This window comes from Kaistia sp. UC242_56 (assembly GCF_044452255.1).
Taxonomy (GTDB): Bacteria; Pseudomonadota; Alphaproteobacteria; order Rhizobiales; family Kaistiaceae; genus Kaistia; species Kaistia defluvii_A.
The window spans coordinates 1,143,699-1,169,881 of record NZ_JBIOAN010000002.1 but is presented as its reverse complement, the minus strand read 5'-3'; the positions used below and the strand labels follow the sequence as shown (position 1 = coordinate 1,169,881).

The 26,183-nt window shown below is 65.7% G+C and carries 24 protein-coding genes; 14 read left to right on the top strand and 10 right to left on the bottom strand.

All coding sequences use genetic code 11. The features are described 5' to 3' along the window. Positions 1-108: 108 nt before the first annotated feature. The 6 genes from ACHMWQ_RS08210 to ACHMWQ_RS08185 all read left to right on the top strand — a co-directional run bounded on the left by ACHMWQ_RS08210 (position 109) and on the right by ACHMWQ_RS08185 (position 7,539). Positions 109-1,554, top strand: a complete 1,446-nt coding sequence (locus tag ACHMWQ_RS08210; protein ID WP_396307075.1) for a glutamine synthetase family protein — start codon at positions 109-111, stop codon at positions 1,552-1,554. A 228-nt stretch (positions 1,555-1,782) separates the two neighbouring features. Next, positions 1,783-3,165 carry an aspartate aminotransferase family protein gene (locus ACHMWQ_RS08205; RefSeq protein WP_396307074.1) on the top strand — a complete coding sequence of 461 codons (1,383 nt, stop codon included), beginning with the start codon at positions 1,783-1,785 and terminating at the stop codon, positions 3,163-3,165. 7 nt (positions 3,166-3,172) lie between these two features. Next, positions 3,173-4,450 (top strand): NAD(P)/FAD-dependent oxidoreductase, encoded by a 1,278-nt coding sequence (locus ACHMWQ_RS08200; protein WP_396307073.1) that lies wholly within the window; start codon positions 3,173-3,175, stop codon positions 4,448-4,450. Positions 4,451-4,677: 227 nt separating this feature from the next. Further along, complete coding sequence (locus tag ACHMWQ_RS08195; protein ID WP_396307072.1) at positions 4,678-5,616, top strand: substrate-binding domain-containing protein; 939 nt, start codon at positions 4,678-4,680, stop codon at positions 5,614-5,616. Positions 5,617-5,777: 161 nt separating this feature from the next. Then, a complete protein-coding gene (locus ACHMWQ_RS08190; RefSeq protein WP_396307071.1) occupies positions 5,778-6,749 on the top strand; it encodes an ABC transporter permease in 972 nt (323 codons plus the stop codon). Positions 6,750-6,753: 4 nt separating this feature from the next. Further along, positions 6,754-7,539 (top strand): ATP-binding cassette domain-containing protein, encoded by a 786-nt coding sequence (locus tag ACHMWQ_RS08185; protein ID WP_396307070.1) that lies wholly within the window; start codon positions 6,754-6,756, stop codon positions 7,537-7,539. 68 nt (positions 7,540-7,607) lie between these two features. On the opposite strand, the gene ACHMWQ_RS08180 is transcribed toward ACHMWQ_RS08185, so the two are convergent. Continuing rightward, positions 7,608-8,678, bottom strand: a complete 1,071-nt coding sequence (locus ACHMWQ_RS08180; RefSeq protein WP_396307069.1) for an NAD(P)H-dependent flavin oxidoreductase — start codon at positions 8,676-8,678, stop codon at positions 7,608-7,610. 155 nt (positions 8,679-8,833) lie between these two features. Between ACHMWQ_RS08180 and ACHMWQ_RS08175 the strand changes: the two genes are divergently transcribed. The 5 genes from ACHMWQ_RS08175 (at position 8,834) to ACHMWQ_RS08155 (ending at position 13,951) form a co-directional block, all read left to right on the top strand. Next, on the top strand, positions 8,834-9,793 hold the full coding sequence (locus ACHMWQ_RS08175) for an NAD-dependent epimerase/dehydratase family protein (protein WP_396307068.1): 960 nt from the start codon (positions 8,834-8,836) through the stop codon (positions 9,791-9,793). Positions 9,794-10,085: 292 nt separating this feature from the next. Then, complete coding sequence (locus ACHMWQ_RS08170) at positions 10,086-10,871, top strand: CerR family C-terminal domain-containing protein (RefSeq protein ID WP_396307067.1); 786 nt, start codon at positions 10,086-10,088, stop codon at positions 10,869-10,871. A gap of 1 nt (position 10,872) precedes the next feature. After that, the gene (locus tag ACHMWQ_RS08165) at positions 10,873-11,835 is read left to right on the top strand and encodes an HlyD family secretion protein (RefSeq protein ID WP_396307066.1); all 963 of its coding nucleotides are present in this window, start codon (positions 10,873-10,875) and stop codon (positions 11,833-11,835) included. A 2-nt stretch (positions 11,836-11,837) separates the two neighbouring features. Further along, positions 11,838-12,818: an ATP-binding cassette domain-containing protein gene (locus ACHMWQ_RS08160; RefSeq protein WP_396307065.1), complete on the top strand. Its 981-nt coding sequence runs from the start codon at positions 11,838-11,840 to the stop codon at positions 12,816-12,818. Further along, positions 12,815-13,951: an ABC transporter permease gene (locus tag ACHMWQ_RS08155; RefSeq protein WP_396307064.1), complete on the top strand. Its 1,137-nt coding sequence runs from the start codon at positions 12,815-12,817 to the stop codon at positions 13,949-13,951. Before ACHMWQ_RS08160 ends, ACHMWQ_RS08155 begins: the two co-directional genes overlap by 4 nt. 183 nt (positions 13,952-14,134) lie before the next feature. Here the strand turns inward: ACHMWQ_RS08155 and ACHMWQ_RS08150 are convergent, their stop codons facing one another. The 8 genes from ACHMWQ_RS08150 to zwf form a co-directional block, all read right to left on the bottom strand. Then, positions 14,135-14,467 (bottom strand): 2Fe-2S iron-sulfur cluster-binding protein, encoded by a 333-nt coding sequence (locus ACHMWQ_RS08150; RefSeq protein ID WP_354552236.1) that lies wholly within the window; start codon positions 14,465-14,467, stop codon positions 14,135-14,137. Between the two features lie 7 nt (positions 14,468-14,474). Next, entirely contained in the window at positions 14,475-15,002 is a 528-nt protein-coding gene (locus tag ACHMWQ_RS08145; RefSeq protein ID WP_396307063.1) for a DUF934 domain-containing protein, read from the bottom strand. Between the two features lies 1 nt (position 15,003). Continuing rightward, positions 15,004-15,756, bottom strand: a complete 753-nt coding sequence (locus tag ACHMWQ_RS08140; RefSeq protein ID WP_396307062.1) for a phosphoadenylyl-sulfate reductase — start codon at positions 15,754-15,756, stop codon at positions 15,004-15,006. Continuing rightward, positions 15,743-17,401 (bottom strand): nitrite/sulfite reductase, encoded by a 1,659-nt coding sequence (locus tag ACHMWQ_RS08135; RefSeq protein WP_396307061.1) that lies wholly within the window; start codon positions 17,399-17,401, stop codon positions 15,743-15,745. The genes ACHMWQ_RS08140 and ACHMWQ_RS08135 overlap by 14 nt, the downstream gene beginning before the upstream one ends. A gap of 3 nt (positions 17,402-17,404) precedes the next feature. After that, positions 17,405-17,725 carry a DUF2849 domain-containing protein gene (locus ACHMWQ_RS08130; RefSeq protein WP_396307060.1) on the bottom strand — a complete coding sequence of 107 codons (321 nt, stop codon included), beginning with the start codon at positions 17,723-17,725 and terminating at the stop codon, positions 17,405-17,407. A 22-nt stretch (positions 17,726-17,747) separates the two neighbouring features. Further along, a complete protein-coding gene (gene cysG, locus ACHMWQ_RS08125) occupies positions 17,748-19,190 on the bottom strand; it encodes a siroheme synthase CysG (protein ID WP_396307059.1) in 1,443 nt (480 codons plus the stop codon). Between the two features lie 349 nt (positions 19,191-19,539). Further along, positions 19,540-21,354 carry a phosphogluconate dehydratase gene (gene edd, locus ACHMWQ_RS08120; protein ID WP_396307058.1) on the bottom strand — a complete coding sequence of 605 codons (1,815 nt, stop codon included), beginning with the start codon at positions 21,352-21,354 and terminating at the stop codon, positions 19,540-19,542. A 257-nt stretch (positions 21,355-21,611) separates the two neighbouring features. Further along, positions 21,612-23,093 carry a glucose-6-phosphate dehydrogenase gene (gene zwf, locus ACHMWQ_RS08115; protein WP_396307057.1) on the bottom strand — a complete coding sequence of 494 codons (1,482 nt, stop codon included), beginning with the start codon at positions 23,091-23,093 and terminating at the stop codon, positions 21,612-21,614. A gap of 205 nt (positions 23,094-23,298) precedes the next feature. Between zwf and ACHMWQ_RS08110 the strand changes: the two genes are divergently transcribed. The 3 genes from ACHMWQ_RS08110 (at position 23,299) to ACHMWQ_RS08100 (ending at position 25,356) form a co-directional block, all read left to right on the top strand. After that, positions 23,299-24,195: an SMP-30/gluconolactonase/LRE family protein gene (locus tag ACHMWQ_RS08110; protein WP_396307056.1), complete on the top strand. Its 897-nt coding sequence runs from the start codon at positions 23,299-23,301 to the stop codon at positions 24,193-24,195. Positions 24,196-24,255: 60 nt separating this feature from the next. Further along, complete coding sequence (locus ACHMWQ_RS08105; protein ID WP_396307055.1) at positions 24,256-24,633, top strand: VOC family protein; 378 nt, start codon at positions 24,256-24,258, stop codon at positions 24,631-24,633. A gap of 108 nt (positions 24,634-24,741) precedes the next feature. Then, positions 24,742-25,356 (top strand): cysteine rich repeat-containing protein, encoded by a 615-nt coding sequence (locus ACHMWQ_RS08100; RefSeq protein WP_396307054.1) that lies wholly within the window; start codon positions 24,742-24,744, stop codon positions 25,354-25,356. Between the two features lie 49 nt (positions 25,357-25,405). Here ACHMWQ_RS08100 and ACHMWQ_RS08095 read toward each other — a convergent pair whose 3' ends face one another. Next, the gene (locus tag ACHMWQ_RS08095; protein WP_396307053.1) at positions 25,406-26,053 is read right to left on the bottom strand and encodes a glutathione S-transferase family protein; all 648 of its coding nucleotides are present in this window, start codon (positions 26,051-26,053) and stop codon (positions 25,406-25,408) included. Positions 26,054-26,183: the final 130 nt, after the last annotated feature.

Genomic DNA, 26,183 nt, shown 5'->3' with positions numbered 1-26,183 from the left:
AGATTCAGACGTTAGAAGGCTTTTTCGCCTACCTCAACCGTTTACTGCGCCATTCGCAGAGACCGGAAGCCGCATGCCGAACCCGTCCAAGTTGACTTCGGTTCAGCCATGGCGACACTCCGGAAACAGTCGCCTGCAAGCCGAGGGGAAATCGTGGCAAAACGGAAGAAGGGCACCAAGGGCCTCGAGGGTGATGTCCGCGGCGTCAAGTCGCTGGACGAGGCCCGGGACTGGCTCAAGGCGCGCGGCATCGAGGACATCGAATGCGTCGTGCCCGACCAGGCAGGCGTTGCGCGCGGCAAGATGATGCCGGTGCAGAAGTTTCTTGCCGGCCCGACCATGTCGATGCCCGGATCGATCCTGACCCAAACCATCACGGGCGACTATCCCGACGATGACGACCGCTTCGAGAGCGACGCAGCCGACCAGGACGTGATGTTCGAGCCGGACCTGTCGACGCTCTGCGTCGTGCCGTGGGAGGCCGATCCGACCGCCCAGGTCATCCATGACGGCTACCACCGCGACGGCCGCTCGGTCGAGACCGCGCCGCGCCAGGTACTGCGCCGCATCGTCGAGCTCTATGCGCATCAGGGCTGGCGGCCGGTGGTGGCGCCGGAGCTCGAATTCTACCTGGTCAAGCCGAACACCGATCCCGACTACCAGCTGGAGCCGCCGACCGGCCGGTCCGGCAGGCCCGAAGCCGCTCGGCAATCCTATTCGATCGCCGCGATCAACGAATTCGACGACCTGTTCGACGACATCTATGACTTCTCCGAGCAGCAGGGCCTCGAGATCGACACGCTGATCCACGAGGAAGGCGCCGCGCAGATGGAGATCAATCTCCTGCACGGCGACCCGCTGGCGCTCGCCGACCAGGTGTTCCTGTTCAAGCGGACGATCCGCGAGGCGGCGCTGCGGCATGACATGTACGCCACTTTCATGGCCAAGCCGATGTCCCGGGAACCGGGCTCGGCCATGCACATCCACCAGTCGGTGATCGACGTCGAGACGGGCAAGAACATCTTTTCCGACGCCGACGGCGACCCGACCTCGAAGTTCTTCGCCTTCATCGGCGGCTCGCAGAAATACCTGCCGGCCGTGCTCTGCATGCTGGCGCCCTATGTGAACTCCTATCGCCGGCTCGTGCGTTCGTCCTCCGCGCCGGTCAACACGCAATGGGGCTACGACAACCGCACCGTCGGCCTGCGCGTCCCGAACTCCAATCCGGCGGGACGGCGTCTCGAAAACCGCCTGCCCTCCTCCGACGCCAATCCCTACCTGGCGATCGCGGCATCGCTTGCCTGCGGCTATCTCGGCCTGGTCGAAGGACTGAAGGTCGGCGACCCGGTGTCTGGATCCGCCAATTCGAACGAGATCGACCTGCCGCGGGGCCTGCTCGAAGCCGTCGCGCTGTTCGAGCAACAGGAAGAGCTGGCCGAGATTTTCGGCGAGCGCTTCGTCGCCACCTATGGCGCGATCAAGCGGGCGGAATACGAGACGTTCATGCAGGTGATCAGTCCGTGGGAGCGGGAATTCCTGCTGCTGAACGTCTAGGGGTTGAGAGGACTCTTCCTTCACCTCTCCCTGAGGGAGAGGTCGGCTCGAAGAGCCGGGTGAGGCTTTAGAGAATTCTCCGGGTGAGGCCGTAAACCCTCACCCGCCAGCCTTCGGCCGTCGACCTCTCCCTCAGGGAGAGGTGAACTCAGGACCGATGTATCCAGGCAAACGAAAGCTGCTTCGGCGCCACCGGCAATCTAGAAAGTCCCGCAACCGGACCTGCTCATGACGAAGCCATCCAACGCGACTGCCGACTACCGCGCCCGCGACGCGGCGCACCATATCCATGCCTTTTCCGACATGAAGAGCCTGAACGCCGAGGGCAGCCGGGTGATCGTCCGGGCGGAAGGCTCCTGGATCTGGGATTCGGAGGGCAACCGGATCCTCGACGGCATGTCCGGGCTCTGGTGCGTGAATATCGGCCACGGCCGCAAGGAGATCGCCGAGGCCGTGCAGCGGCAGATGGCGGATTTCTCCTTCTACAACACCTTCTTCAAGTCGACCCATCCGCCGGCGATCGCGCTGGCCGAGAAGCTTGCCGCGATTACGCCGCCGCAGTTCAACCGGGTCTTCTTCGTCGGCTCCGGTTCGGAGGCCAACGACACCGTCATCCGCATGGTCCGCCACTACTGGGCGAGCCTCGGCAAGCCGAACAAGACAGTGCTGATCGCGCGGAAAAACGCCTATCACGGTTCGACAATGGGCGGCGGCAGCCTCGGCGGCATGACCTCGATCCATAGCCAGGGCGGGTTGCCGATCCCCGGCATCCACCACATCGCCCAGCCCTACTGGTTCGGCGAGGGCGGCGAGATGAGCGAGGCCGAATTCGGCATCTTTGCCGCGCGGGAGCTGGAAAAGGCAATCGACGAAATTGGCGAAGACAATATCGCCGCCTTCGTCGCCGAGCCGATCCAGGGCGCCGGCGGCGTCATCATCCCACCCTCCACCTACTGGCCGGAAGTGAAGCGCATTCTTGCGCAGCGCGACATCCTGCTGGTCGCCGACGAGGTCATCACCGGCTTCGGCCGCACCGGCAACTGGTTCGGCTCCGAAACCTTCGGGATCGAACCGGACCTGATGTCGATCGCCAAAGGCATCTCGTCGGGCTATCTGCCGATCGGCGGCGTCATGGTCTCCGACAAGGTCGCCGATGTGCTCTATAACGCCGGCGAATTCCATCACGGCTTCACCTATTCAGCGCATCCCGTCACCGCCGCCGCGGCGCTCGAAAACCTCCGCATCATCGAGGACGAGAAGCTGGTCGAGCGCGTGCGCGACGATATCGGCCCCTATCTCCAGCAAGGCTGGCGAGCGCTCAGCGATCATCCGCTGGTCGGCGAAGCGCGCATGACCGGCCTGATGGGGGCGATCGAGCTGGTGCCGAAAAAGCCGTCGCGGGCGGAAAAATTCGCCGATACCGGCAAGGTCGGCACAATTGCGCGCGACATCTCGCTCGCCAACAACCTCGTCATGCGCGCGGTGCGCGACAGCCTGATCATCGCGCCGCCGCTGACGCTTTCCCATGACGAGGCCGACCAGTTGCTCGCCTCGGCCCGCAAGACGCTTGACGACACACAGGCCGAATTGAAGCGGCTGGGCCTGCTGTGAGGCGCGCATGAACAAGCCGCATGCTCCCTCCTGGTATGCCGAAACGGCCGACCCGACGCTCGCCTTCCCGCCGCTCGACGGCGACACCAGCGCCGACGTCGTCATTGTCGGCGGCGGCTATACTGGCCTGTCGGCCGCGCTGCATCTGGCCGAAGCCGGCGTCGACACAATCCTGATCGAGGCGGAGAAGGTCGGCTGGGGCGCTTCGGGTCGCAATGGCGGCCAATTGCATACCGGCCAGCGCCGAGATCAGGATTTTCTGGAGAAGCGCCTGGGCAAGGGGGCGGCGCATGAATTGTGGGATCTCGCCGAAGAGGCGAAGGCGCTCGTTCATCAGCTCATCGACAAGCACAGGATCGACGCCGAATGGCGGCCGGGCCTGATCGAGACGGTGCACAAGCAGCGCCTCGTCGCCGAGGAACGGCACTATGTCGACAAGCTGAACCGTGATTACGGCTATGCGCCGGCCGAATGGATCGACCGCGAGCAACTGGCGCCGATGATTGGCACGGACAGCTATTTCGGCGGCCGCATCGACCGCACCGCGGGCCATCTGCACCCGCTCAAATTCGCGCAGGGGCTGGCGCGCGCCGCCGCGAAGGCCGGCGCCCGCATCCATGAGGGTACGGCGGCGACCCGGCTCATCGATGGCGCGACGCCCGTCCTCGAGACACCGCGTGGCCGCATCCGCGCCGAAACCGTCATTCTCGCCGGCAACGGCCTGCTTGACGGCATCGACCAGGAGGTCGAAACGCGGGCGATGCCGATCAAGAACTTCATCCTCACCACCGAGCCGATCGGCGCCGGCGGGCCGGGCGGGCTCATTCCCGGCGGCGAGGCCGTCTCGGATTCGCGCTTCGTCGTCTATTACTGGCGCCCCACGCCCGACGGCCGCATCCTGTTCGGCGGCGGCGAGACCTATTCGCGGACCGATCCGACCGACATCTTCGCTTTCGTGCGCCGGCATCTGCTGAAGATCTACCCGCAGCTGGAGCGGACGCGGATCGACCATGCCTGGGGCGGCACGCTCGCCGTCACGGTCAACCGGCTGCCCTTCCTGCGCAAGGTGCGCAGCGGCGTCTATGCGGCGTCCGGCTATTCCGGCCAGGGCGTGGCGCTGGCGCCGTTCGGCGGCAAGATCCTCGCCGACGCCATTCTCGGCAATCCCGGCAAGCTCGACGCCTTCGCCGCGCTCCCCTGCCCGCGTTTCCCGGGCGGCAAGCTGCTGCGCTGGCCGGCGCTGGTCGCCGGCATGAGCTGGTATGCCCTGCGCGATCGGATCTGACGCGAGGGTAGAGCTGCCAATACGGGCGTCCATGACAGCGATGTCATTTTCCTGGACAATCTGTCGCACCGCCAGTTGACGCCAACTGCGGTTGTGTCAGTCTCCCTCCGAGACCGCTGTCACCCGGGACGGGAAACAACCCGACGGGGGCGAGCGCGCCGCGCAACGCGGCGGAACGGCAGCCATAGCCGTGGTCACGGGAACAAAAGTTCACTGGGAGGACGACCATGTTCAAGAAGCTGACGATACTCTTGTCCGGCGCAATGCTAGCGCTAGCAATTCCGGCCGCCGCCAATGCCAAGACCTTCTACTGGGTCTCGCATGGCACGCCGGCCGACCCGGTCTGGACCTACTTCCTTGCCGGGGCGCAGCAATGGGCGAAGGATACGGGCAACACCGTCAACACCTCGTTCCACGGCAATGACGTGCCTTCGCAGCAGGAAGCGCTGCGCGCCGCCATCGCCGCCAAGGCAGACGGCATCGTCACGTCGAGCCCCGATCCGGGCAGCCTCGTCGAGATCGCCAAGGAAGCCAACGCTGCCAAGATCCCGATCATCAATTTCAACACGCCCGATCCGAAAGCTTCATTCGACACTTATGTCGGCGGCGACAACGTCGTCTTCGGCAAGGCCTGGGCGCAGTATCTGGTCGACAAGGGCCATGTGAAATCGGGCGACTTCGTCTGGATGCCGGTTGAAGTGCCGGGCGCCACCTATGGCGTGCAGGAAGAAGAGGGCATTGCCTCCGTCTTCAAGCCGCTCGGCATCACCTGGGAAGTCACCGACACGACGCTCGACCAGGGCGAAATCATCACCCGCATGTCGGACTATCTGACCACGAACCGGGCCAAGATCAAGGCGATCATCGGCATGGGCGACCTGGTCAATGGCTCGATCAAGCGCGTGTTCGACCAGGTCGGCGTCAAGCCAGGCGAAATTCCGGTCGTGGGCTGGGGCAACTCGCTCGACACCACCCAGGAAGTGCTGAACGGCTATGTGAACGCCGCCCAGTGGCAGGACCCGCAGGCGACCTCCTATGTCGCCCTCTCGCTGGCCAACATGGCGTCGAGCGGCATTCCCACCGGCTTCAAGGTGATCACCGGCGCGCTGTACGAAAAGGACACCGCGCAGGTCTACGACGACATCCTCTCGGCGTCGGGCAAGTAAGTCCCGCATCCGGATATCCGCGACGGCTGCCCGTCGCGGATATCCTTGCCGACCCGCTGCATGACCGGTTGCCGCCTAACTCGTGGCCGCGCCTGCCTCATGCTCGCCACCCGACACGACGCCTTCGCGGCATCGACGGTCCGAGCTTCAAGGAAATCCCGATGCTGCGACGCCTGATCGCCAGGCCTGAATTCGGCCCCCTCATCCTGCTTGTGCTGGAACTTGTCGTCTTCTGGGCGATCAATCCCGACTTTCTCTCGCCGCTCAATATCGGCAACACGCTCGCCTTCACGGTCGAGCTCGGCCTCATCGCTCTGGCCATGACCCTGCTGATGACATCAGGCGAGTTCGACCTCTCGGTCGGTTCCGTCTTCGGCTTCACGCCGGTGCTGATGTGGACCTTCGTCAATGGCGGGATGATGCCGATGGAGGTGGGCTTCGTCATCGCCATCGTGGTCGCGGCGCTGATCGGCCTAGTCAATGGCTGGTTCGTCACCAAGCTCAAGATCCCATCCTTCCTCGTCACGCTCGGCATGCTGCTGGTGGTGCGCGGGACGGCCCTGTTCATCACCAACGGCTTCCCGCAGCGGACCTGGGACGCCGGCGGCCACTGGCTGGCACAGGTGCTGGTCGGCGACTTCTATGTCGGCCCGTTCCGGATCTACATGTCGCTGTTCTGGTTCATCGCCGCCGTGATCATCCTCGGCTATGTCCTGAACCGCACCCGGGTGGGAAACTGGATCCAGGCCGCCGGTGGCAACCCCAACGCGGCGCGGGCGCGCGGTGTCAAGGTCGACCGCACCAAGGTGGCGCTGTTCATCCTCTGCTCGACGCTCGCGGGCTTCGCCGGCATCATCTCGTCGGTTCGAACCTCAGCAGCGAACCCAAACAGCGGCATGGGCTACGAGCTCGAAGTCATCGCCATGGTCGTCATTGGCGGCACGGCGCTCACCGGCGGTCGCGGCACCATCATCGGCACCGTGCTCGGCATCTTCATCCTGCGCGTCATGCGCAACGGCATCGTGCTTATCGGCGTGCCGGGCCTCGCCTACAACATCTTCATCGGCGCCATCATCCTCGGCATGATGGCCCTGCATTCGTGGCTAGAACGCCGCCACCACGCGGGGACGTGAGATCATGAGCGAACCACTCATCCGCATGGACAATGTCAGCAAGTTTTATGGCCGTATCCAGGCCCTGGAGAATGTCAGCTTCACCGTCAATGAGCGCGAGATCGTCGGCCTGCTCGGCGACAATGGCGCGGGCAAGTCGACGCTGATCAAGGTGCTTTCGGGCGCGGTGCCGCTGACCTCCGGCTCGATCTATGTCCGCGGCAAGAAGGTCGAGATGAAATCGACGACCGACGCCATCGCCGCCGGCATCGAGACGATCTACCAGGACTCGGCTCTGGTGACCCAGCTTTCCATCGCGAGAAACCTGTTCCTTGGCCGCGAGCCGATCAAGGGGCCGGCCTTCCTCAACCGGATGGATACCGAGATGATGAACCAGGTCGCCCGCGACCTGCTCAAGCAGGTCGGCATCAGCAAGAACATCCCGCCGGAGACGCCGATCGGCTCGCTCTCGGGCGGCGAGCGGCAGGCGGTGGCGATCGCCCGCGCCATGTATTTCGACAGCGACCTGATCATCCTCGACGAGCCGACCAACAATCTCGGCGTCGCCGAGACGCAGGGCGTGCTGCGTTTCGTGCGCGGGGCGCGGGATTCCGGCCACTCCTGCATCTTCATCGCCCATAACATCCACCACGTCTTCCAGGTCGTCGACCGCATCGTGGTGATGCGGCGCGGCAAGGTGGTGGCGGACGACATCGACCCGAAGAAGACGACGGTCGAGGCGGTGGAGCGTGTGATCACTGGAATGACCGACGAGGAACTGGCGCACGCGCTCGGGCCGAACACGCACTGACCCTCACCCGCCGCACTGCGTGCGTCGACCTCTCCCTCAGGGAGAGGTAAAGGAGGCGCCCTGCCCCATCACCTAATCTTCGCCAGCACCTCGGCGGCGAGCGAGCGGACGAGGTCGCCGGCCGGCATCGACCGGGCGAGGCGAGCGGACTGGCCGGACCAGAGCGGCATGAAATCGCGTGAGCCGAGCGGCTCCGTCTCGGCCCGGAGCGGCGCCAGCGCGCCGGCGGCCAGCGGAAAAGCCGGCGCGTCGGCGGAGAAGCGGCCGAGCTCGCGCATCAGCCGGTTGACCACGCCGCGCGCCGGACGCCCGGTGAAGACGTTGGTGATCGCCGTCTCGTCGGCCTCGGCCGTCTCGAGCGCACGGCGATGCTGCGGCGAGATCCTAGCTTCCGGCGACAGCAGGAAGGCGGTGCCGATCTGCACCGCCGAGGCGCCGAGGGCGAGCGCGGCGACGACGCCGCGCGCATCGGCAATGCCACCGGCGGCAATCACCGGAACACGGACCGCGTCGACCACCTGCGGTACCAGGGAGAAGGTGCCGATCTGGCCGGAAACATCCGCGGTCAGGAACATGCCGCGATGGCCACCGGCTTCGGCGCCCTGCGCAATGATGGCGTCGCAGCCCTCCGCCTCGAGATGCCGCGCCTCGGCCACCGTCGTGGCGGAGGAGATCACCTTGGCGCCCGTTGCCTTGACCCGGTCGAGCAAGCGCCGCTCCGGCAGGCCGAAATGGAAGCTGACGACTTCCGGCCGGTAGGCCTCGACCACCGCGCAGAAGATATCGTCGAACGGAGCCCGGCTGGATGGCGCCACGGCCATGGAAGGATCGAGGCCCAGTTCGCGATAATAGGGCGAGAGCCGCGCCCGCCAGCCCGCCTCACGCTGCGGGTCGTCCTCCGGCGGTCGGTGACAGAAGAAGTTCAGATTGATCGGCTTCGCGGTCGCCGCGCGGATCCGGTCGAGCGCGGCGCGTGCCTGCTCTGGCGTGATCGTCGCGCAGGCCAGCGCGCCGAGCCCGCCCGCCTCCGCCACCGCGATCGCCAGTTCGGGCGTGCCGAAGCCCGCCATCGGCGCTAGCAGCACGGCGTGCTCGATCCCGAACAGGTCCAGAATGCGGCGATCGGGCCAATCGGTCATCGGGCGACTCCTGTCATGCGCGGGATTTCAACGATAGCACCCCACCGGGCCTCAACATAAACATGCTGGCAACCACTCCGGAGCTTGTCGCCCCTCTGGCTTGCCCCCGCGCTTTCGATAACATCCTCGCCAGGCAAAAACGGGAGGACAGGTCCATGACACGGGTCATCGTGATCGGAGGCAGTGGCCATGTCGGTACCTATCTGGTGCCGCGCCTGGTGACGGCAGGGTTTGAAGTCGTCAACGTCACCCGTGGCCAGCGCGAAGCGTACCAGCCGAACGCGGCCTGGTCGCAGGTCGAGACGGTGACGCTCGATCGCGAGGCAGAGGACCGCGCCGGCACCTTCGGCGCCAAGATCAGCGATCTACGGCCCGACATCGTCATCGACATGATCTGTTTCACGCTGCCGAGCGCGCAGCTGCTGGTCGATGCCCTGCGCGGGCGGGTCGAGCATTTCCTGCACACCGGCACGATCTGGGTGCATGGGCCGAGCGTCGCCGTTCCGACGCCGGAGACCGTCGCCCGTCGTCCCTTCGGCGAATACGGAACCCAGAAGGCGGCGATCGAAGCCTATCTGATGCATGAGGCGCAGCGGAACGCCTTCCCCGCCACCATCGTGCATCCCGGCCATATCGTCGGCCCCGGCTGGGCACCGCTCAATCCGGCCGGCCATTTCGACCCGGCGGTTTTCTCGACGCTGGCGCAGGGCCAGGAACTGGTGCTGCCGAATTTCGGCCTGGAGACGGTGCATCACGTCCATGCCGACGACGTGGCGCAGATGTTCATGAAGGCGATCGGCAACTGGAGCATGGCGATCGGCGAGGCTTTCCATACGGTGTCGTCGCAGGCGGTGACGCTGCGCGGCTATGCCGAGGCGGTGTCCTCCTGGTTTGGCCACGAGGCGAAGCTTGCCTACCTGCCCTGGGAGCAGTGGAAGCAGGTGCACAGCGCCGAGATCGTCGAGCAGACATACGACCACATCGCTCGCAGCCCGAACTGCAGCCTCGACAAGGCAAGACGCCATCTCGACTACCAGCCCCGCTACACCTCGTTCGAGGCGGTGCGCGAGTCTGTCGACTGGCTGATCGCCAAGGGCATCGTCACGACAGGCTGACCGCTGCAGGTCTCGGCGGGGCGACCGTACGAGCTCGCCGCCGGGGACGACCGCCCGCGACAATCGCCGGGCGGTGGCGAAGGCGGCAAACGGCACGCGCCGGTCCGTAAGCTGCCGCTACGTCGCTAGGAGCATTGGCCGCTGGTGTTGTTTTCCTTGGTGATTCAGAGCCCGGAGTGCAAGCCCCTGGCTCACAACTTATAGTCCTGCATAAATTCAGTCGATCGATTGACTCTATCTCGCGGTTGCATGATTTTGCCCGTTGGGCGGAGTCAATCGGAGTCAGGCGCGAATGAACGCGGAATCTGTAACCATGGAACGGCCGGAGTTAGACTCCGCGCCGATCGACGGGGTTGTCTTCGAAGCGGACGCGGGCGCCGATCTGCCCCAGCTTCCCGCCTCCCGGCACTACCGGCGTGCGCGCCAGGACCGGGGCGCCGAGACGCGCCACAATCTCCTGATCGCCGCCCTCGACGTGTTTGGCCGCTACGGCTTCGAAGGCGCGGCCACCCGCGACATCGCCAAGCGAGCCGGCGCCAATCTCGCGGCCATCGTCTATCATTTCGGCAGCAAGGACGCCCTCCACCGCGCCGTCGCCGAATATGTCGTCGAGCAGATGCAGAAGCGGATCGGCGACAGCATCGACACCGCGGACGAGGCGCTGAAGGGCAGCATCGACCGTGCGACGGCCCGTCGCCTGCTGCAGCGGATCGTGGATGTCCATATCGATTCCATGCTGGGCGAAGCGGAAGCGGAGCTTTGGGGACGCTTCATCATGCGCGAGCAGATGGAGCCCTCCTCCACCTTCGACATCATCTACGACTTCATGATGAAGTGCCAAGGCACGACCACGGAACTGATCGCGTTCCTTCTCAACCTGGATCCCCGCTCGGAAGAAGCCACGTTCCGTGCCTTTGCGATCTCGGGCCAGTTCGTCATCTTCTGCGTCGCCCGGCCCATGGTGGCGAAGAAGCTCGGACGCGATACGCTGGCCTGCGGCGACCGCGATCAGATTCGCCGCGTCGTCGCTGAGCACATCGACCTGTTGGTCGGAGAGACCCTGATCGACGAGGGATGACATGCGGGCAGGCCAAGCGCCCTGGATCGTCGCGCTGCTGCTTTTGGCCGGTTGCGGCGATGGCGGGCGAAACGCCCCTCTGCATGGCTATGTCGATGCCGACTATGTGCTCGTCGGGGCCGAAGCCACGGGGCGCCTGACGACGCTCTCCATCCGGCGCGGCGAACCGGTCGAGGCCGGCGCCGCGTTGTTCACCCTCGACGATCGCGACGAAACGGCCGCGCTTTCCCAGGCGAAGGCGCAGCTCGCGCAAGCCAAGGCGAGCCTCGCCGATCTTCAGACCGGCAAGCGGCCGGAGGAAATCCGAGTCCTGGATGCGCAGCTCGCCGACGCCGAGGCGTCGATGACGGTGGCGCAGAAGACCTACGATCGCAATCGCGACCTCTCCACCCGCGCCGTCGTCGCGGTGGCGACCCTCGACCAGTCGAAAGCCGATCTCGATTCAGCCCGCGCGCGGGTCGAGGCGGCGCGGGAGAACCGGGCCGTCGCCAACCTCCCGGCCCGGCCCGACCAGATCGCCGCCGCCGAACAGCAGGTCCAAGCGCTCGCCGCCGCCGTGACGGCTGCCGAGACCAAGCTCGCGCGGCGGTCCCAGCACGCCAGCGCCGCCGGCCGTGTGGAGGAGGTCTACTATCAGGTGGGCGAGCTTGTTCCGGCTGGCCAGGCCGTCGTCTCGCTCCTGCCGGAAGGCGCCCGCAAGATCCTGTTCTACGTGCCCGAAGCCAACCGCTCCGCCGTGCATCCCGGTCAGACGGTCCGCATCCTCTGCGATGGCTGCGCGGAGGGGCTGACCGCCACCGTCGCCAGCATAGCCACCGATGCCGAGTTCACGCCGCCGGTGATCTATTCGAAGGAGAGCCGCGCCAAGCTGGTCTTCCGCGTCGAAGCCAGACCGGAGGGCGACGCTGCGCGGCTCGATCCGGGCCAGCCCGTCGACGTTCAGCTCGCGACGGCGGCGCAATAGGCATGGCGGCAGACAGGCCGGAAGAAATCGTCATCGACATTCACGGCCTGACCAAACGCTTCGGAGCCAAGACCGTGGTCGACGACGTTTCGCTCGACGTGCGACGGGGCGAGATCGTCGGCTTCCTGGGGCCCAACGGCTCCGGCAAGACGACCACCATCCGGATGATCTGCGGGCTGCTCCGGCCCGATGGCGGCAGCGGCACCTGCCTCGGCCTCGACATCCTGCGGGATGCCGATCGCATCAAGCGCCAGGTCGGCTACATGACGCAGCGCTTCTCCTACTACGAGGACCTGACGATCCGAGAAAACCTCGATTTCGTGGCGCGGATCTACGCCCTGCCCGATCGGGCTGCCATCGTGAAGAAGACGCTGGAACGGCTCGGCCTGTATGAACGCCGAGATCAGTTGGCTGGCTCGCTTTCCGGCGGCTGGAAACAGCGACTGGCGCTCGCCGCCTCGGTCATGCACCAGCCGAAGCTGCTGCTGCTCGACGAGCCGACCGCCGGCGTCGACCCGCAGGCCCGCCGCGAATTCTGGGACGAGATCCATGCGCTCGCGGAGGACGGGCTGACCGTCCTCGTCTCGACCCATTACATGGACGAGGCGGAACGCTGCCACCGCATCATCTACATCGCCTATGGCAAGATCGTCGCGCGTGGCACCGTCGCGGAAGTGATCGAGCGTTCGGGGCTCTCGACCATCGTGGTCAGCGGCAGCGATGTCGGCGCGATCGCGCGGCTCGTGCGGGAAAAGCCGGGCGTCGAGCAGGTGGCGCCCTTCGGCAACGATCTGCATGTCGTTGGCCCCGATGCCGCCGCGCTGAAGCAGGCGGTCGACGCCGCACTGGCGGAAGCCCATTCCGACGCCGTGGCCGAGCCGGGCGAGACCAGCCTCGAGGATGTCTTCATCCGCCTGATGCAGGAAGCGCAGGCGCGCGACCGCTCGGCGAATGGCGATCCCAGCCCAGAAGCGCCGTCATGAGAACCGGTTTTTCGCTTTCCCGCATCGTCGCGCTGATGGTGAAGGAATTCATCCAGATGCGGCGCGACCGGCTGACCTTCGCCATGATCATCGGCATTCCGATCATCCAGCTGGTGCTGTTCGGCTATGCCATCAATCTCGATCCGAAGCGCCTGCCGACGCTGATGGTGGCGGCGGAAAGCGGTCCGGCGACCCGAACCATCGTCGCAGCGATGGAAGCGTCGGGCTATTTCTCGATCGCACCAGGCCTCGCCAGCCCGGCGCAGGCGGACGAGGCGCTGATCGACGGCTCGGCCAGCTATGTGATCACCCTGCCACCCGGTTTCGAACGCGACCTCGTGCGCGGCACCCGGCCGCAATTGCTGGTCGAAGCCGACGCCACGGATCCTGCGGCAACCTCGAACGCGCTGGGCGCCCTGCCCCAAATTCTATCCAGCGCGCTGAAGCGGGAGCTGACCGGGCCGCTCGCAACGCAAGCGAGCCCGCCCACAGCGGTCGATCTCGTCATCCAGCGCCGCTACAATCCGGAGGGGATCACCGCCTACAATATCGTTCCGGGCTTGCTCGGCACCATCCTGACCATGACGACCATCCTGATGACAGCGCTGGCGCTGACGCGCGAGATCGAGCGCGGCACGATGGAAAACCTGATGGCGATGCCGGCGACGCCGCTGGAGATCATGATCGGCAAGATCGTGCCCTATATCGGCTTCGGGCTGGTGCAGGTCGCGGTGATCCTGGTCTGCGCGCAGATCCTGTTCCATGTGCCGATGATGGGTTCGTTCGCCGTGCTGCTCGGCGTCACCTTCCTCTTCATCGGCTGCAACGTGACGCTCGGCTACACCTTCTCGACGATCGCCCGCAACCAGATGCAGGCGATGCAGATGACCTTCTTCTGGTTCCTGCCGTCGATCCTGCTGTCGGGCTTCATGTTCCCGTTCCGGGGCATGCCTGACTGGGCGCAGGTGATCGGCAGCGCACTGCCGATCACGCATTACATCCGGTCGGTGCGTGGCATCATGCTGAAGGGCAGCGGCCCGGTCGATCTCGTCAACGAGATCTGGCCGCTCGCTGCCTTCTGGCTGGCCGTCGGCACGCTGGCCTTGTTCCGCTATCGTAGAACGCTGGACTGACCGGCGGGACACAGAAACCAATCAAGCCCCTCACCCAACCCTCTCCCGCAAGCGGGCGAGTGCTTTGGGCCGGCAATCTTCATGGATGCGGCCCGGCGCTAGGCAAGAATTCGATGACGGGCGCTGGCGAGCGCCCTCGCCCGCTCGCGGGAGAGGGCTGGGGTGAGGGCCCGTTTACGAAGGCTATGCCGCCAATTCTTCCGGTTCACTGCCGGGCGCCAGGCGGACGCGGAGGCCGTCCAGTTCGTCGGACATCAGCAGCTGGCACGACAGGCGCGAGTTCGACTTGACCGCCATGGCGTCGTCGAGCCGCTCTTCTTCCTCGTCGCTCATCGGGATCAGCCGGTCGACCCATTCAGGATCGACGTAGACATGGCAGGTGGCGCAGGCGCAGGCGCCGCCGCACTCGGCCTTGATGCCGACATTCCAGTCGCGAATGACTTCCATCACCCGCCAGCCCTCCAGGGCCTCCAGCTCATGCTCGACGCCCGCATGATCGGTGACGAAGATCTTCATGAAACCCTTATCCTTGCTCGGCAACCGGCGCCGAAGGCCGCCGCGCCCAGGGGCGGGTTCCGGCCGGCACCTCGCCATGATCGGCGATCGGCTGCAAATATTCGGTCACTTCGGGCCAACGGCCCTCGCGCAGTCCCTTTAGCACAAGCGGGTCCTCGGTCGAAAACGCATCGAAGCCGACGCGCTTCAGGAACGGGATCTGGTCGAGGAAGAATGCGCCGACGGCGCGCAATTCGCCCGCGAAGCCATCGCGGTCACGCAGCAAGCGGCCGATCGAAAAGGCCCGGCCATCGGCGAATTTCGGCAAGTCGGCGGCGACCACCGCGAGACGCGGCAGGTCCTCGACGATATCCGACCAGTCGGCGCCGGGCTCGATCACCACGCCAAGCGGCGCCGAGCGGGCGAGCAATGCATCGCGCTCCGCGCGAAATCGCGCCAGGCTGACCAGCACCGCATCGCCTGCGCCGATCGCCTCATCGTCCGCGACGCGGCGAAAGCCGTCTTCGACAAAGGATCCGTTTTTCCAGAGGCTCATGTCAGATGCCGCTTCCGTCGTTCTCGAGACCTAGATGGATGCCGCACTCGGTCTTTTCCAGACCCCGCCAGCGCCCCGCCCGCGCATCCTCACCGGGCTTTACCTTCGATGTGCAGGGCTGGCAACCGATTGACGGGTAGCCCTGCGCCACCAGCGGATGCGGCGGCAGATTATGCTCGGCCATATAGGCCTTCAGTTCGTCCACGCCCCAGGAGGCCAGCGGATTGACCTTTATACGCGCGCCGTCCTGCTCGAACGACTGGATGGCGGCCCGCGTTGCCGCCTGGAAACGCTTGCGCCCGGTGAACCAGGCGTCAAAACCCTCCATGGCGCGCGCCAGCGGCTCGGTCTTGCGCACATGGCAGCAGGCGTCCGCGTCCGTCATCCACAGTGCCTTGTAGGGATCGACGCTTGCCAGCTTTTCCGGCTCCGGCTTGACGGTTCGCATGTCGGTCAGCCCCAGCCGATCGGCCAGCGCGTCACGATAGGCCAGTGTCTCTGGAAACAGGCGCAGCGTATCCACGAATACCACCGGCACATGCCGGTCGATCGAGGCGACGACGTGCAGCAGCACGGCCGATTCCGCGCCAAAGGAGGAGACGAGCGCGATCTTGCCCGGGAAGATCTCCTCGAGCGAGCGCGCCACCAGTTCCTGGGCGCTCAGGCCGATGAAGCGCGCATTGAGGATGGCCGCTTCCTGCAGCCCCGCGCTTTCATGATCGAAGCCAAAAGCTACCGGTTCAAGCCTGCCCATAGAGCGCTTCCTTGAAGGGTGCCTGGCCAAGGCGGCGATAGGCGGCAAGGAAGGTCTCGTCGTGGCTTTCGCGCTTGGCGATATAGGTGTCGACCACCGTCTCGATCGCGTCGACGATCTCTTCGGTCGAGAAGCCGCGGCCGATGATCTCGCCGATCGACGAGTTCTCGTCGCCGGAGCCGCCGAGCGAGATCTGGTAGAACTCCTCGCCCTTCTTCTCGACGCCGAGAATGCCGATATGGCCGACATGGTGGTGGCCGCAGGCATTGATGCAGCCCGAGATCTTGATCTTGAGATCGCCGATGTCGCGCTGGCGGGCCATGTCGCCGAAGCGCTGCGAGATCCGCTGCGCCACGGGGATCGAGCGAGCGTTGGCAAGCGCGCAATAATCGAGGCCCGGGCAGGCGATGATGTCGGTGACAAGGCCGGCATTGGCCGTGGCCAAGCCCGCTACCAGCAGTTCGTCATAGATCGCCTTCAGGTCGCTCTTGGCGACATGCGGCAGGATCAGGTTCTGCTCGTGGCTGACGCGGATCTCGTCGAAGGCGAGACGCTTGGCGAGGTCGGCCACGACGTCCATCTGCTCGGCCGTGGCATCACCCGGCGTGCCGCCGATCGGCTTCAGCGAGATCGTCACCGAGACATGGCCTGGGACGCGGTGCGGGTGCGTGTTGCGCTCGACCCATGCGTCGAATTCGGGATCGCGCGCCCGCTCGATCGCCAGCGCCGGGCTCGGCGGCAGCGCCGTCAGCGTGTCGGGAGCGGCGAAATATTCGCGGATGCGCTCGACTTCGCCCTGCGGCAACTTGAGCGCGCCGTGGCGGATGCGCTCCCATTCTTCCTCGACCTGGCGCGCGATCTCGTCGGCGCCGGTCTCGTGGACGAGGATCTTGATGCGCGCCTTGTACTTGTTGTCCCGGCGGCCGTTCAGATTGTAGACGCGCAGGATCGCTTCCGAATAGGAGAGCAGGTCCTCTTCGGGCAGGAAGTCGCGGATTTTCTTGGCCACCATCGGCGTGCGGCCCTGGCCACCGCCGATATAGACCGCGAAGCCAAGCCGGCCTTCCGCATCCTTCTTCAGATGTAAGCCGATATCATGGACCTGGATCGCGGCGCGGTCGCGCTCGGCGCCGGTGACGGCGACCTTGAACTTGCGCGGCAGGAAGACGAATTCCGGATGCAGCGACGACCATTGCCGCAGGATCTCGGCATAGGGACGCGGATCGGCGACCTCGTCCTCGGCAGCGCCGGCGAAATGGTCGGCCGTGACATTGCGGATGCAATTGCCCGAGGTCTGGATCGCGTGCATCTCGACCGAGGCAAGCTCGGCCAGCGCATCGGGGATCTCGGACAGCTTCGGCCAGTTGTACTGGATGTTCTGGCGGGTGGTGAAATGGCCGTAGCCGCGGTCATATTTCCGAGCGACATGCGCCAGCATCCGCATCTGCTCGCTGTTCAGCGTGCCATAGGGCACGGCGACGCGCAGCATGTAGGCGTGCAGCTGGAGATAGACGCCGTTCATCAGCCGCAGCGGCTTGAACTGGTCTTCGGTCAACTCGCCGGAAACGCGCCGACCGACCTGGTCGCGGAACTGCGCGACGCGGGCGGTCACGAACTCATGGTCGAACTCGTCGTAGCGATACATCACTCAACCTGCATGCTTCAAAGTGGCGGCGCGTTCGGCGATCTCGGCCTCGCCATAGGTGACGGTCGGGCCGCCGGCGGCGCGGATGCGCTCGCGCAGGCGGACCGGAACGGGAATGCCTTCGACGAGCGTCGCCTCGATCTCGTAGGGATCGACGACTATGCCGGCCTCGTGCTGGCTCTTGGCGAGGGCGAGCGCAGCTTCCAGCTCGGCATCGGAAATGACACGGGCGTCGGCGAGCTTGTAGGACCAGCCACCCTCGGCGGTCAGGAACACGACGAGCCCGTCGCCGAGATGGTTCGCTGTGATGAGCTTGTCAGTCATTGCGCTTTCCAGATGCTTGTCTTCACGCCGCCATCGCCACGAGCGGCAGCGGCGAAACGCCCAATGCGCTCTCGGCGACCACGCGGCCGACGATGATGACGACCGGGCCGTCGAGCTCCGGGCGGTCGGCAATTTGAGCCAGTTCGTCGAGGCGTCCGGCAAAGGCGCGGCGGTCGGCGCGCGAGGCGTTTTCGATGACCGCGACCGGGGTTGACGGCGGCAGGCCGTTCTCGATCAGCTTGCCCGCGACCTTGGTGGCGACGCTGCGGCCCATATAAACGGCGACCGTCGCGCCCGAGAGAGCGAGACCCGCCCAATCCGGCAGCGTATCGCCGCGCATGTCGTGGCCGGTGGCGACCACGAGGCTCGAGGCGACGTCGCGCAATGTCAGCGGAATCTCGTTCTCGGCGGCGGCGGCGAAGGCTGCGGTGATCCCTGGCACGATATCGAACGGGATGCCGGCGGCGCGAAGCGCTGCCATTTCCTCGCCAGCGCGGCCGAAGATCAGCGGATCGCCGGACTTCAGCCGGACGACGCGGCGTCCATCGGTCGCCTCGCGCACCAGAATGGCGTTGATCTCGTCCTGGCTGGCGGCATGGGCGCCCTTTGCCTTGCCGACATAGATGCGGAGCGCATCGCGGCGGCCCATGGCGACGATCGCGTCCGGCACCAGCTTGTCATAGACGATGACGTCGGCTTCCTGTAGCAGCCGCTGGGCGCGCAGCGTCAGCAGGTCTTCCGCGCCCGGTCCGGCGCCGACGAGGCTGACATGGCCAACGCCAGCCGCCTTCGAAGCATCGGCGGCGCGATCGATATCCACGACGGCATCCGCCGCGCCCTGCTCCAGCTGACCGGCCAGCACCTTGGCGGCGGTCGTGCCGGTGAAGAAATGCGCCCAGAAGCGACGACGCCCCTCGCCCGGCGCGATCTTCTCGGCAACCCGCGAGCGCAAGCTCTCGGCCAGATTGGCGAGATCGCCAAGGCGGGGCGACAACATCGCCTCGATCCGGGCGCGCACATGCCGCGCCAGAACGGGCGCTGCGCCTTCGGTCGAGATGGCGATCGAGAGGGGAGCGCGGTTGACCAGCGACGGCGTATAGAAATCGCAGAGATCGGGGCGATCGACGACATTGACCGGCACGCCAACGGACTTGGCGAGAGCGCGCACGGCGCGGTCGGCTTCCAGCTCGCCAGTCGCGGCAAATACCAGCGCGGCGTCCATGAGATCGGCAGCGATCGGCGCCCGGGCAATCCAAGACGCGCCGGCGACTTCCATATCGCGGCGCGCCTCGTCTTCCAGCTCGGCCGCAAACACGACGAGATCGGCGCTGGTCTCGGATAGCAGGCGGATCTTGGCTGCCGCTTCACCGCCGCCGCCGACGATCACGACGCGCCGCCCCTCGACCTTGTGGAAGGCCGGAAACGTACCGAGCTTGCGCTGAACCGAACGATGGACCGGGGCCATCCGTCTCTCCCTGGGCGCGACCCGGAGGAGGGATCGCAAAGTCTGGAACGATTGCAGACTTTGTAGAGAGTTGACTGAAGGAAGACGACGACGGGCGTTCCAATCTCTGGAAGAGACTTGGAAAAACATTCCACGCCGACGCCAGGATGCGGCGGCGCCTGCGTATTCACCGCTCAGGGACCGCCGCGCGCCAGATCTCGCGCGGTTGCTGGCCAAACGAGGTCTTGGTCGGCAGCCTGCGCAGCCAAGATCTCCGCCTCGAATACACGACTTACTTTGTCGCCTTAAACGAGTTCGCTACCCCCGCCGCCTCCGGAGAGGCAGCGAGGTGGATTGAGGGGGCGAGCCGCTAGAATACGCCCGCGCCGAGCTCGGCCGGGGCCGCATTGGCGCGGAACATGGCGAACAGTTCGCGGCCGAGGCCGAACTCGTTGCCAGTCATATCCGCCACCGCCAGTTCGCGCGCGGTGAAGGTCGCGGGATCGACCAGCACCTCCAGCGTTCCCGTCACGGCGTCCAGGCGCACCATGTCGCCGTCCCGAACCTTGCCGATCGCCCCGCCGGCGGCCGCCTCCGGCGTGACGTGGATCGCCGCCGGGACCTTGCCGGAGGCGCCGGACATGCGCCCGTCGGTGACCAGCGCCACCCTGAGGCCCCGATCCTGCAGCACCGCCAGCGTCGGCGTCAGCTTGTGCAGCTCCGGCATGCCATTGGCGCGGGGGCCCTGGAAGCGGATGACGGCGATGAAGTCCTCGGTCAGCTCGCCCGCTTTGAAGGCGGCCAGCAAAGCGTCCTGCGTGTGGAACACGCGGGCTGGCGCCTCGATGACGTGACGATCGACCTTCACGGCCGAGACCTTGATGACGGAGCGGCCGAGATTGCCCTCCAGCACCTTGAGGCCACCAGAAGCCTGGAATGCCTTGGAGACCGGCGCCAGTACCTTCTCGTCGAGGCTGGTGGTCGCACCCTCGCGCCACGCGATCACGCCGGCTTCGTCGATCTTCGGCTCGACCGTGTAGCCGCTCAGTCCCGCGCCCCAGACGGTCTTGACGTCCTCGTGCAGCAGGCCGGCCTGCAGCAATTCGCGGATCAGGAAGCTCATGCCGCCGGCGGCGTGGAAATGGTTCACGTCGGCCAGGCCGTTCGGATAGACGCGCGTCAGCAGCGGCACGACGTCGGAAAGGTCGGAGAAATCGTCCCAGGTCAGCTGGATGCCAGCGGCCTTGGCCATCGCCACCAGATGCAGCGTGTGGTTGGTCGAACCACCCGTGGCGTTGAGGCCAACGACGCCGTTCACCACGGCCTTCTCGTCGATGATCTCGCCGATCGGCGTGAACTCGTTGCCGAGCGCGGTGATCGCCAGCGCACGCTTAGCGGCGGCCTTGGTCAGCGCGTCGCGCAGCGGCGTGTTCGGGTTGACGAAGGACGAGCCTGGCAGATGCAGGCCCATGATCTCCATCAGCATCTGGTTGGTATTGGCCGTGCCGTAGAAGGTGCAGGTGCCAGGGCCATGATAGGAGGCGCTTTCGGCTTCGAGCAGGTCGGCGCGGGTGGCCTTGCCCTCGGCATAGAGCTGGCGGATGCGCGCCTTCTCGCTGTTCGGCAGGCCGGAGGTCATCGGGCCGGCCGGGATGAACACCGCCGGCAGGTGGCCGAAGGAAAGCGCCGCGATCAGCAGGCCGGGCACGATCTTGTCGCAGATGCCGAGGAAGACGGCGGCATCATAGGTGTTGTGCGACAGGCCGATCGCCGCCGACATGGCGATGGCGTCGCGCGAGAACAGCGACAGCTCCATGCCGGTCTGGCCCTGGGTGACGCCGTCGCACATGGCGGGCACGCCGCCGGCGACCTGCGCCACGCCGCCGACTTCCCGCGCCGCCTGGCGGATCAGCTCGGGATAGGTCTCGTAGGGCTGATGCGCCGACAGCATGTCGTTATAGGCGGTGATGATGCCGAGATTGGGCGAGATGTCGCCCTTCAGCACGGCCTTGTCGCCCGGCCCGCAGGCCGCGAAGCCATGGGCCTGGTTGCCACAGGCGAGCGAGGCGCGACGCGGTCCGGCTTCGCTGGCGGCCGCCAGGCGATCGAGATACAACCCGCGCGCCTTTTCGCTGCGGGCGCGGATCCGATCGGTCACTTCGAGGACCTTGGGGTGGATGGTCATGATGTGGTGTCTCCTGGACGTCCGTAACGGGTGAGAAGCAGGGTGGCGCCTGCTCGCTCCAAACCCCTCGCCGAACCCCCTCCATGAGCGGGAAGAGGGTTTCCCGCTCGGTCGATTTCTGGCCTGGAGCCCTTCACCGCCCGGAAACGACGAAAGGCTCCCCATTCCTGCCTTGACCCGTCTTCATGCCGCAAACGCCAGCCGTTCGCTCGGAAGATGGTCAGAGCCCCTCGCCTTCAGACGGGCGAGGTGGCTGCTCAGGCGCCTTCTTCGTGCCAGGTGCGTCCGTCGCGCTCGATCAGGGCGATCGAGGAGGATGGCCCCCAGGTACCCGCCGTATAGGCCTTCGGCGCCTCGCGCGAATTGGCCCAGCCGTCGAGGATCGGATCGATCCACTTCCACGCCGCCTCGACCTCGTCGCGCCGCATGAACAGCGTGGCGTTGCCGCGGATGACGTCCATGATCAGCCGTTCATAGGCTTCGGGACTGCGGATCTTGAAGGTCTCGGCAAAGCTCATGTCGAGGGGCACATGGCGAAGACGCATGCCGCCCGGGCCCGGATCCTTGATCATCAGCCAGAGACGCACGCCCTCATCGGGCTGCAGGCGCATGATCAGCTGGTTGGACGCGAGCTGGCCGGCAGCGCCTTCGAAGATCGAGTGCGGAATCGCCTTGAAGTTGACGACGATCTCGGACAGGCGCGAGGGCAGCCGCTTGCCGGTGCGGATATAGAAGGGCACGCCGGCCCAGCGCCAGTTCTCGATCTCTGCCTTGACGGCGACGAAGGTCTCGGTCGTCGATTCCTCGTTGCCGAGCTCTTCGAGATAGCCCGGAACCGGCCCGCCGGCGGAGGCACCAGCCTTGTACTGGCCGCGCACGGTGACCGTCTCGACATCGCCATCGACGATCGGCTTGAGCGAGCGCAGCACCTTGAGCTTCTCGTCCCGCAGCGCATCGGCATCGAACCGGCCCGGCGGCTCCATGGCGACGAGGCAGACGAGCTGCAGGATGTGGTTCTGCACCATGTCGCGCAGCGCGCCGGCGGTGTCGTAATAGCCCGCGCGACCCTCGACGCCGAGGCTTTCGGCGACCGTGATCTGCACATGATCGATGTGGTTGGCATTCCAGACCGGCTCGAACAGCGCATTCGCAAAGCGAAGCGCCATGAGGTTCTGCACCGTCTCCTTACCGAGATAATGGTCGATACGGTAGATCTGGCTTTCCTTGAACACCTTGCCGATCGAATCGTTCAGGGCGTTGGCGGAAGCGAGGCTCTTGCCGATCGGCTTCTCGATGATGACGCGGGTCTTCGGCGTCACGAGGTGATGGGCGCCAAGCCCCTCGCAGATGATGCCGAACAGGTCGGGCGCCACGGCGAGATAGAAGGCGCGAATGCGATCCTTGCCGCCTTCCAGCGCCTTGGCGAGTTCGGGCCAGCCGGCCTTTTCGGCGGTGGCGTCGACAGCGACATAGGTGATGCGCTTCAGGAACGAGGCGACCTGTTCGGGCTCGCGCTCGTCGGCCGGCACGAACTTCTCCAGCGCCGCTTCCGTCAGCTTCTGGTAGTCCTCGTCGCTCATGGGACGGCGCGAGACGCCGATGATCCGCGCGACCTCGGGGATCTGACCGTCGCGATGGCGGTGATACAACGCCGGCATGAGTTTGCGGTAGGCGAGATCGCCGGTAGCGCCGAAGACGACGAGATCGAAGGGGTCGACGGCGATGATACGACTTGTCATGAAATCCCTCTTTCCGGAGTCAGCCGGACCTCAACTGGTCTGTTCAGTGTCCTAATCAAATCCGCTTCATAAGTTGAGGGAAAAAATTAGAGCACCGAAATAAAATCTTTGCGACAAGATTCGCGTGTGATGGCTTTCACATCACGCTATGCGATTTCAGGCATTTGGACGAGACCCGCATCGGGCGGGCCAAGGGGAAAAATCAATGGCGGATCCGGTTTGCGTTGTGCCTGCGGGCGATCGTTGCGGAGAAGGCGTCGTCTGGAACGCCGCCGAGCAGGCCGTGTACTGGACCGACATCAATCGTTTCCTCGTCCATCGCTACGATCCGGCAACCCGGGCCACGCAGAACTGGCTGTTCGATGAGCCCGTGACGACGATCGGCCTCACCGATCGGCCCGGCACCCTGATTCTCGCCCTGGGGTCCAAGGTGATCCTCTGGCAGCCGGCCAAGGACGCCCGCGCCGATTTCGCATATCCCGAGAAGAACACACCGAAGGCACGGCTGAATGATGGCCGGCCCGACCCGTTCGGCAATCTGGTCGTCGGCTCGATGTTCAACAATGTCGGCCCGGACGGCTCCGGCGTCGACATTACCGACGATGCGCTGGGCGGCCTCTACCGCGTGACCAAGGACGGCGCCAGCGAGACGATCCGGTCGGCGATCGGCATCTCCAACACCATGTGCTGGGATCTGTCGCGCAACCGATTCTATACCGGCGACACGATGAAGAACGAGATCTGGGCGTATGCCTACGACCCGGCGACGGGCGCAGTCAGCGACCCGGCCATCTGGTTCCAGGGTTTCGACCGCGGCGCGCCCGACGGCTCGCAGATCGACAGCGAAGGCCATGTTTGGAATTGCCGCTATCATGGCGGCTGCATCGTCCGCATCACCCCGGACGGCAAGGTCGACCGCGTCCTGGACATGCCTGTCTCCAACATCACCAACTGCACCTTTGGCGGCGCCGAGCTGAAGACGCTCTACATCACCACGGCACAGGGCGGTGACGGCCCGCTGGAGCGCCTGGCCGGCGGCCTGTTCGCCGTCGAGCTCGATGTCGCGGGCGTGGCCGAAAACGTGTTCAAGATCGACGGCTGATATGCGCCTATCCGGGGCGCGCCGCGCGTCCCGGATTTTTCCGTTCTCGAAGGAGGTCGCATGCCGATCCTCGACATCGACCATGTCCAGCTCGCCATGCCGGCAGGCGGCGAAAACCAAGCACGTGGCTTCTACGGCGATCTCCTCGGCCTGCCGGAAGTGGCCAAGCCGGCCAATCTGGCAAGCCGCGGCGGCGCCTGGTTCCAGACCGGCAGCCGCCAGCTGCATCTCGGTGTCGAAAGCGACTTTCGTCCAGCCAAAAAGGCGCATCCAGCCTTTCTCGTTCGCGATCTCGATGGCCTCCGGCAACACCTCGTCGCCAACGGGCAGTCGCCACAGGACGACGAGCCCCTCGCCGGCTATCGACGCTTCTATCTCACCGACCCGTTCGGCAACCGCCTGGAATTTCTCGAGCCCGAGAATGTCCCGGAACAGTAGAGAATCGCCTGCGCCAACAGGTCAGCCGAACGTCGGAAGGTCTCGGCTTGCGCAAATTGCCGTAACGGAAGGTCCGTGGTAAGAAATCCTCCTTTTCGGGAGGACTTCATGAGCCGGTCTATTCTCCAAGCGCTGCCGATCGTTGCCGCCGCGATCTTCGCCCTGGCCTTCGGTAGCCAACTCGCCATGGCGCAGGCGCCGAGCAAGGCGCAGCAATCGGCGATCCGGTCCGCCTGCCCGAGCGATTACAGGGCCTATTGCGCCAGTGTGCCGCCCGGCGGCAAGCCGGCGCTCGACTGCCTGCAGCAGAACGTCGCCAAGCTGTCGGACGCCTGCCGCACGGCCGTGCAGGCCGTCAGCGGCAGCGCTGCGACGACGCCCGCGGATGCCGCTCCTGCCAGCGGGGAAGCCAGATCCGGTACGGCGGCTGCTGCCCCCGCCACCACAACGGGGTCAGCGCCAGCGGCCAAGACGCCCGTCGCCAAGACTCCGGCCGCCAAGTCTCCAGCCGCGAAGGCACCCGTCGCTGCGGCAGCGCCTCCTGCTGCCGATCTGGCGCCGCGCCAGGAAGCCGCGCTGATCCGGCAGTCGTGCCGGCGGGACTTCCGCACCTATTGCGGCGGTGTTCCGATCGGCGGCGGCAATGTGATCGCCTGCCTGAAGGCCAACGCCGCGTCGCTCTCACCCCGCTGCCAAAGCGCCCTCGCCCCCTTCGCGCAGTAACGCCGGTCCGTCGCCTGGCGATGCGCAGGACCGCTCGCTCGATCGGGTACTAGCCGGGGAACATGTCGAAATACGGCTTGGCCTCTTCGAGCACGCGGGCATAGGAGGGCCGGTCCAGCAGCCGGCCAAAATAGCCGGCCAGCGCCGGATGCGTCTCGCCAAAAGGCTGTACCTTGTCGGCGTAGAACAGCGCCGGCGCGGCGGCGCAATCGGCGAGCGAGAAGGTCTCTCCCATCGCCCAGAAGCGCTGTCCCATCTGCTTCTCGAGCATGTCGTAGGAGGTCCTGAGCGTCGCCCTCGCCGCCTCGACGCCGAAGGGATCCTTGCTCCCGTCCGGGCGCAGCCGGTCGGCGACGATCCGCTGCATCGGCTCATGCACGTAGAGATCATAGAAGCGGTCGGAGAGCCGGGTCTGCCAGGCGCGCTCGGGATCTTCGGGGACGAAGCGCGTCGGCCCCGGATAATAGATGCCGAGATATTCGATGATGACGGTCGCTTCGGGCACGGTCTGTTCGCGCCGATGACCCAGCAGGACCGGCATCTTGCCGACCGGCCAGAGCGCGTTGAATTCAGCCCGCACGGTCGGGTCGCCGAGATCGAGGAAATGCGGCTTGAACGGCGTGTCGTTCTCGTAGAGCGCGATCAACGCCTTATGGCAGTAAGACGCCAGCGGATGCATGTAGAGCGTGAGCGTCATGTCAGGCCTCGCCTCCTTGCCTTCCACACTGCCCGTCCGTTCGGGCCATGATACCGATCCGACCCGCGCTCGCGGGGCAGCCCGGTTTGCATGACAGCTAACGCGAGCCCGCCACCGTCATGCAAGTCCC

Excerpts from the sequence above, each read along its gene's own strand:
- ACHMWQ_RS08210 (WP_396307075.1), top strand. The coding sequence starts at position 109 with ATGGCGACACTCCGGAAACAGTCGCCTGCAAGCCGAGGGGAAATCGTG.
- ACHMWQ_RS08205 (WP_396307074.1), top strand. The coding sequence starts at position 1,783 with ATGACGAAGCCATCCAACGCGACTGCCGACTACCGCGCCCGCGACGCG.
- ACHMWQ_RS08200 (WP_396307073.1), top strand. The coding sequence starts at position 3,173 with ATGAACAAGCCGCATGCTCCCTCCTGGTATGCCGAAACGGCCGACCCG.
- ACHMWQ_RS08195 (WP_396307072.1), top strand. The coding sequence starts at position 4,678 with ATGTTCAAGAAGCTGACGATACTCTTGTCCGGCGCAATGCTAGCGCTA.
- ACHMWQ_RS08190 (WP_396307071.1), top strand. The coding sequence starts at position 5,778 with ATGCTGCGACGCCTGATCGCCAGGCCTGAATTCGGCCCCCTCATCCTG.
- ACHMWQ_RS08185 (WP_396307070.1), top strand. The coding sequence starts at position 6,754 with ATGAGCGAACCACTCATCCGCATGGACAATGTCAGCAAGTTTTATGGC.
- ACHMWQ_RS08180 (WP_396307069.1), bottom strand. The coding sequence starts at position 8,678 with ATGACCGATTGGCCCGATCGCCGCATTCTGGACCTGTTCGGGATCGAG.
- ACHMWQ_RS08175 (WP_396307068.1), top strand. The coding sequence starts at position 8,834 with ATGACACGGGTCATCGTGATCGGAGGCAGTGGCCATGTCGGTACCTAT.
- ACHMWQ_RS08170 (WP_396307067.1), top strand. The coding sequence starts at position 10,086 with ATGAACGCGGAATCTGTAACCATGGAACGGCCGGAGTTAGACTCCGCG.
- ACHMWQ_RS08165 (WP_396307066.1), top strand. The coding sequence starts at position 10,873 with ATGCGGGCAGGCCAAGCGCCCTGGATCGTCGCGCTGCTGCTTTTGGCC.
- ACHMWQ_RS08160 (WP_396307065.1), top strand. The coding sequence starts at position 11,838 with ATGGCGGCAGACAGGCCGGAAGAAATCGTCATCGACATTCACGGCCTG.
- ACHMWQ_RS08155 (WP_396307064.1), top strand. The coding sequence starts at position 12,815 with ATGAGAACCGGTTTTTCGCTTTCCCGCATCGTCGCGCTGATGGTGAAG.
- ACHMWQ_RS08150 (WP_354552236.1), bottom strand. The coding sequence starts at position 14,467 with ATGAAGATCTTCGTCACCGATCATGCGGGCGTCGAGCATGAGCTGGAG.
- ACHMWQ_RS08145 (WP_396307063.1), bottom strand. The coding sequence starts at position 15,002 with ATGAGCCTCTGGAAAAACGGATCCTTTGTCGAAGACGGCTTTCGCCGC.
- ACHMWQ_RS08140 (WP_396307062.1), bottom strand. The coding sequence starts at position 15,756 with ATGGGCAGGCTTGAACCGGTAGCTTTTGGCTTCGATCATGAAAGCGCG.
- ACHMWQ_RS08135 (WP_396307061.1), bottom strand. The coding sequence starts at position 17,401 with ATGTATCGCTACGACGAGTTCGACCATGAGTTCGTGACCGCCCGCGTC.
- ACHMWQ_RS08130 (WP_396307060.1), bottom strand. The coding sequence starts at position 17,725 with ATGACTGACAAGCTCATCACAGCGAACCATCTCGGCGACGGGCTCGTC.
- cysG (WP_396307059.1), bottom strand. The coding sequence starts at position 19,190 with ATGGCCCCGGTCCATCGTTCGGTTCAGCGCAAGCTCGGTACGTTTCCG.
- edd (WP_396307058.1), bottom strand. The coding sequence starts at position 21,354 with ATGACCATCCACCCCAAGGTCCTCGAAGTGACCGATCGGATCCGCGCC.
- zwf (WP_396307057.1), bottom strand. The coding sequence starts at position 23,093 with ATGACAAGTCGTATCATCGCCGTCGACCCCTTCGATCTCGTCGTCTTC.
- ACHMWQ_RS08110 (WP_396307056.1), top strand. The coding sequence starts at position 23,299 with ATGGCGGATCCGGTTTGCGTTGTGCCTGCGGGCGATCGTTGCGGAGAA.
- ACHMWQ_RS08105 (WP_396307055.1), top strand. The coding sequence starts at position 24,256 with ATGCCGATCCTCGACATCGACCATGTCCAGCTCGCCATGCCGGCAGGC.
- ACHMWQ_RS08100 (WP_396307054.1), top strand. The coding sequence starts at position 24,742 with ATGAGCCGGTCTATTCTCCAAGCGCTGCCGATCGTTGCCGCCGCGATC.
- ACHMWQ_RS08095 (WP_396307053.1), bottom strand. The coding sequence starts at position 26,053 with ATGACGCTCACGCTCTACATGCATCCGCTGGCGTCTTACTGCCATAAG.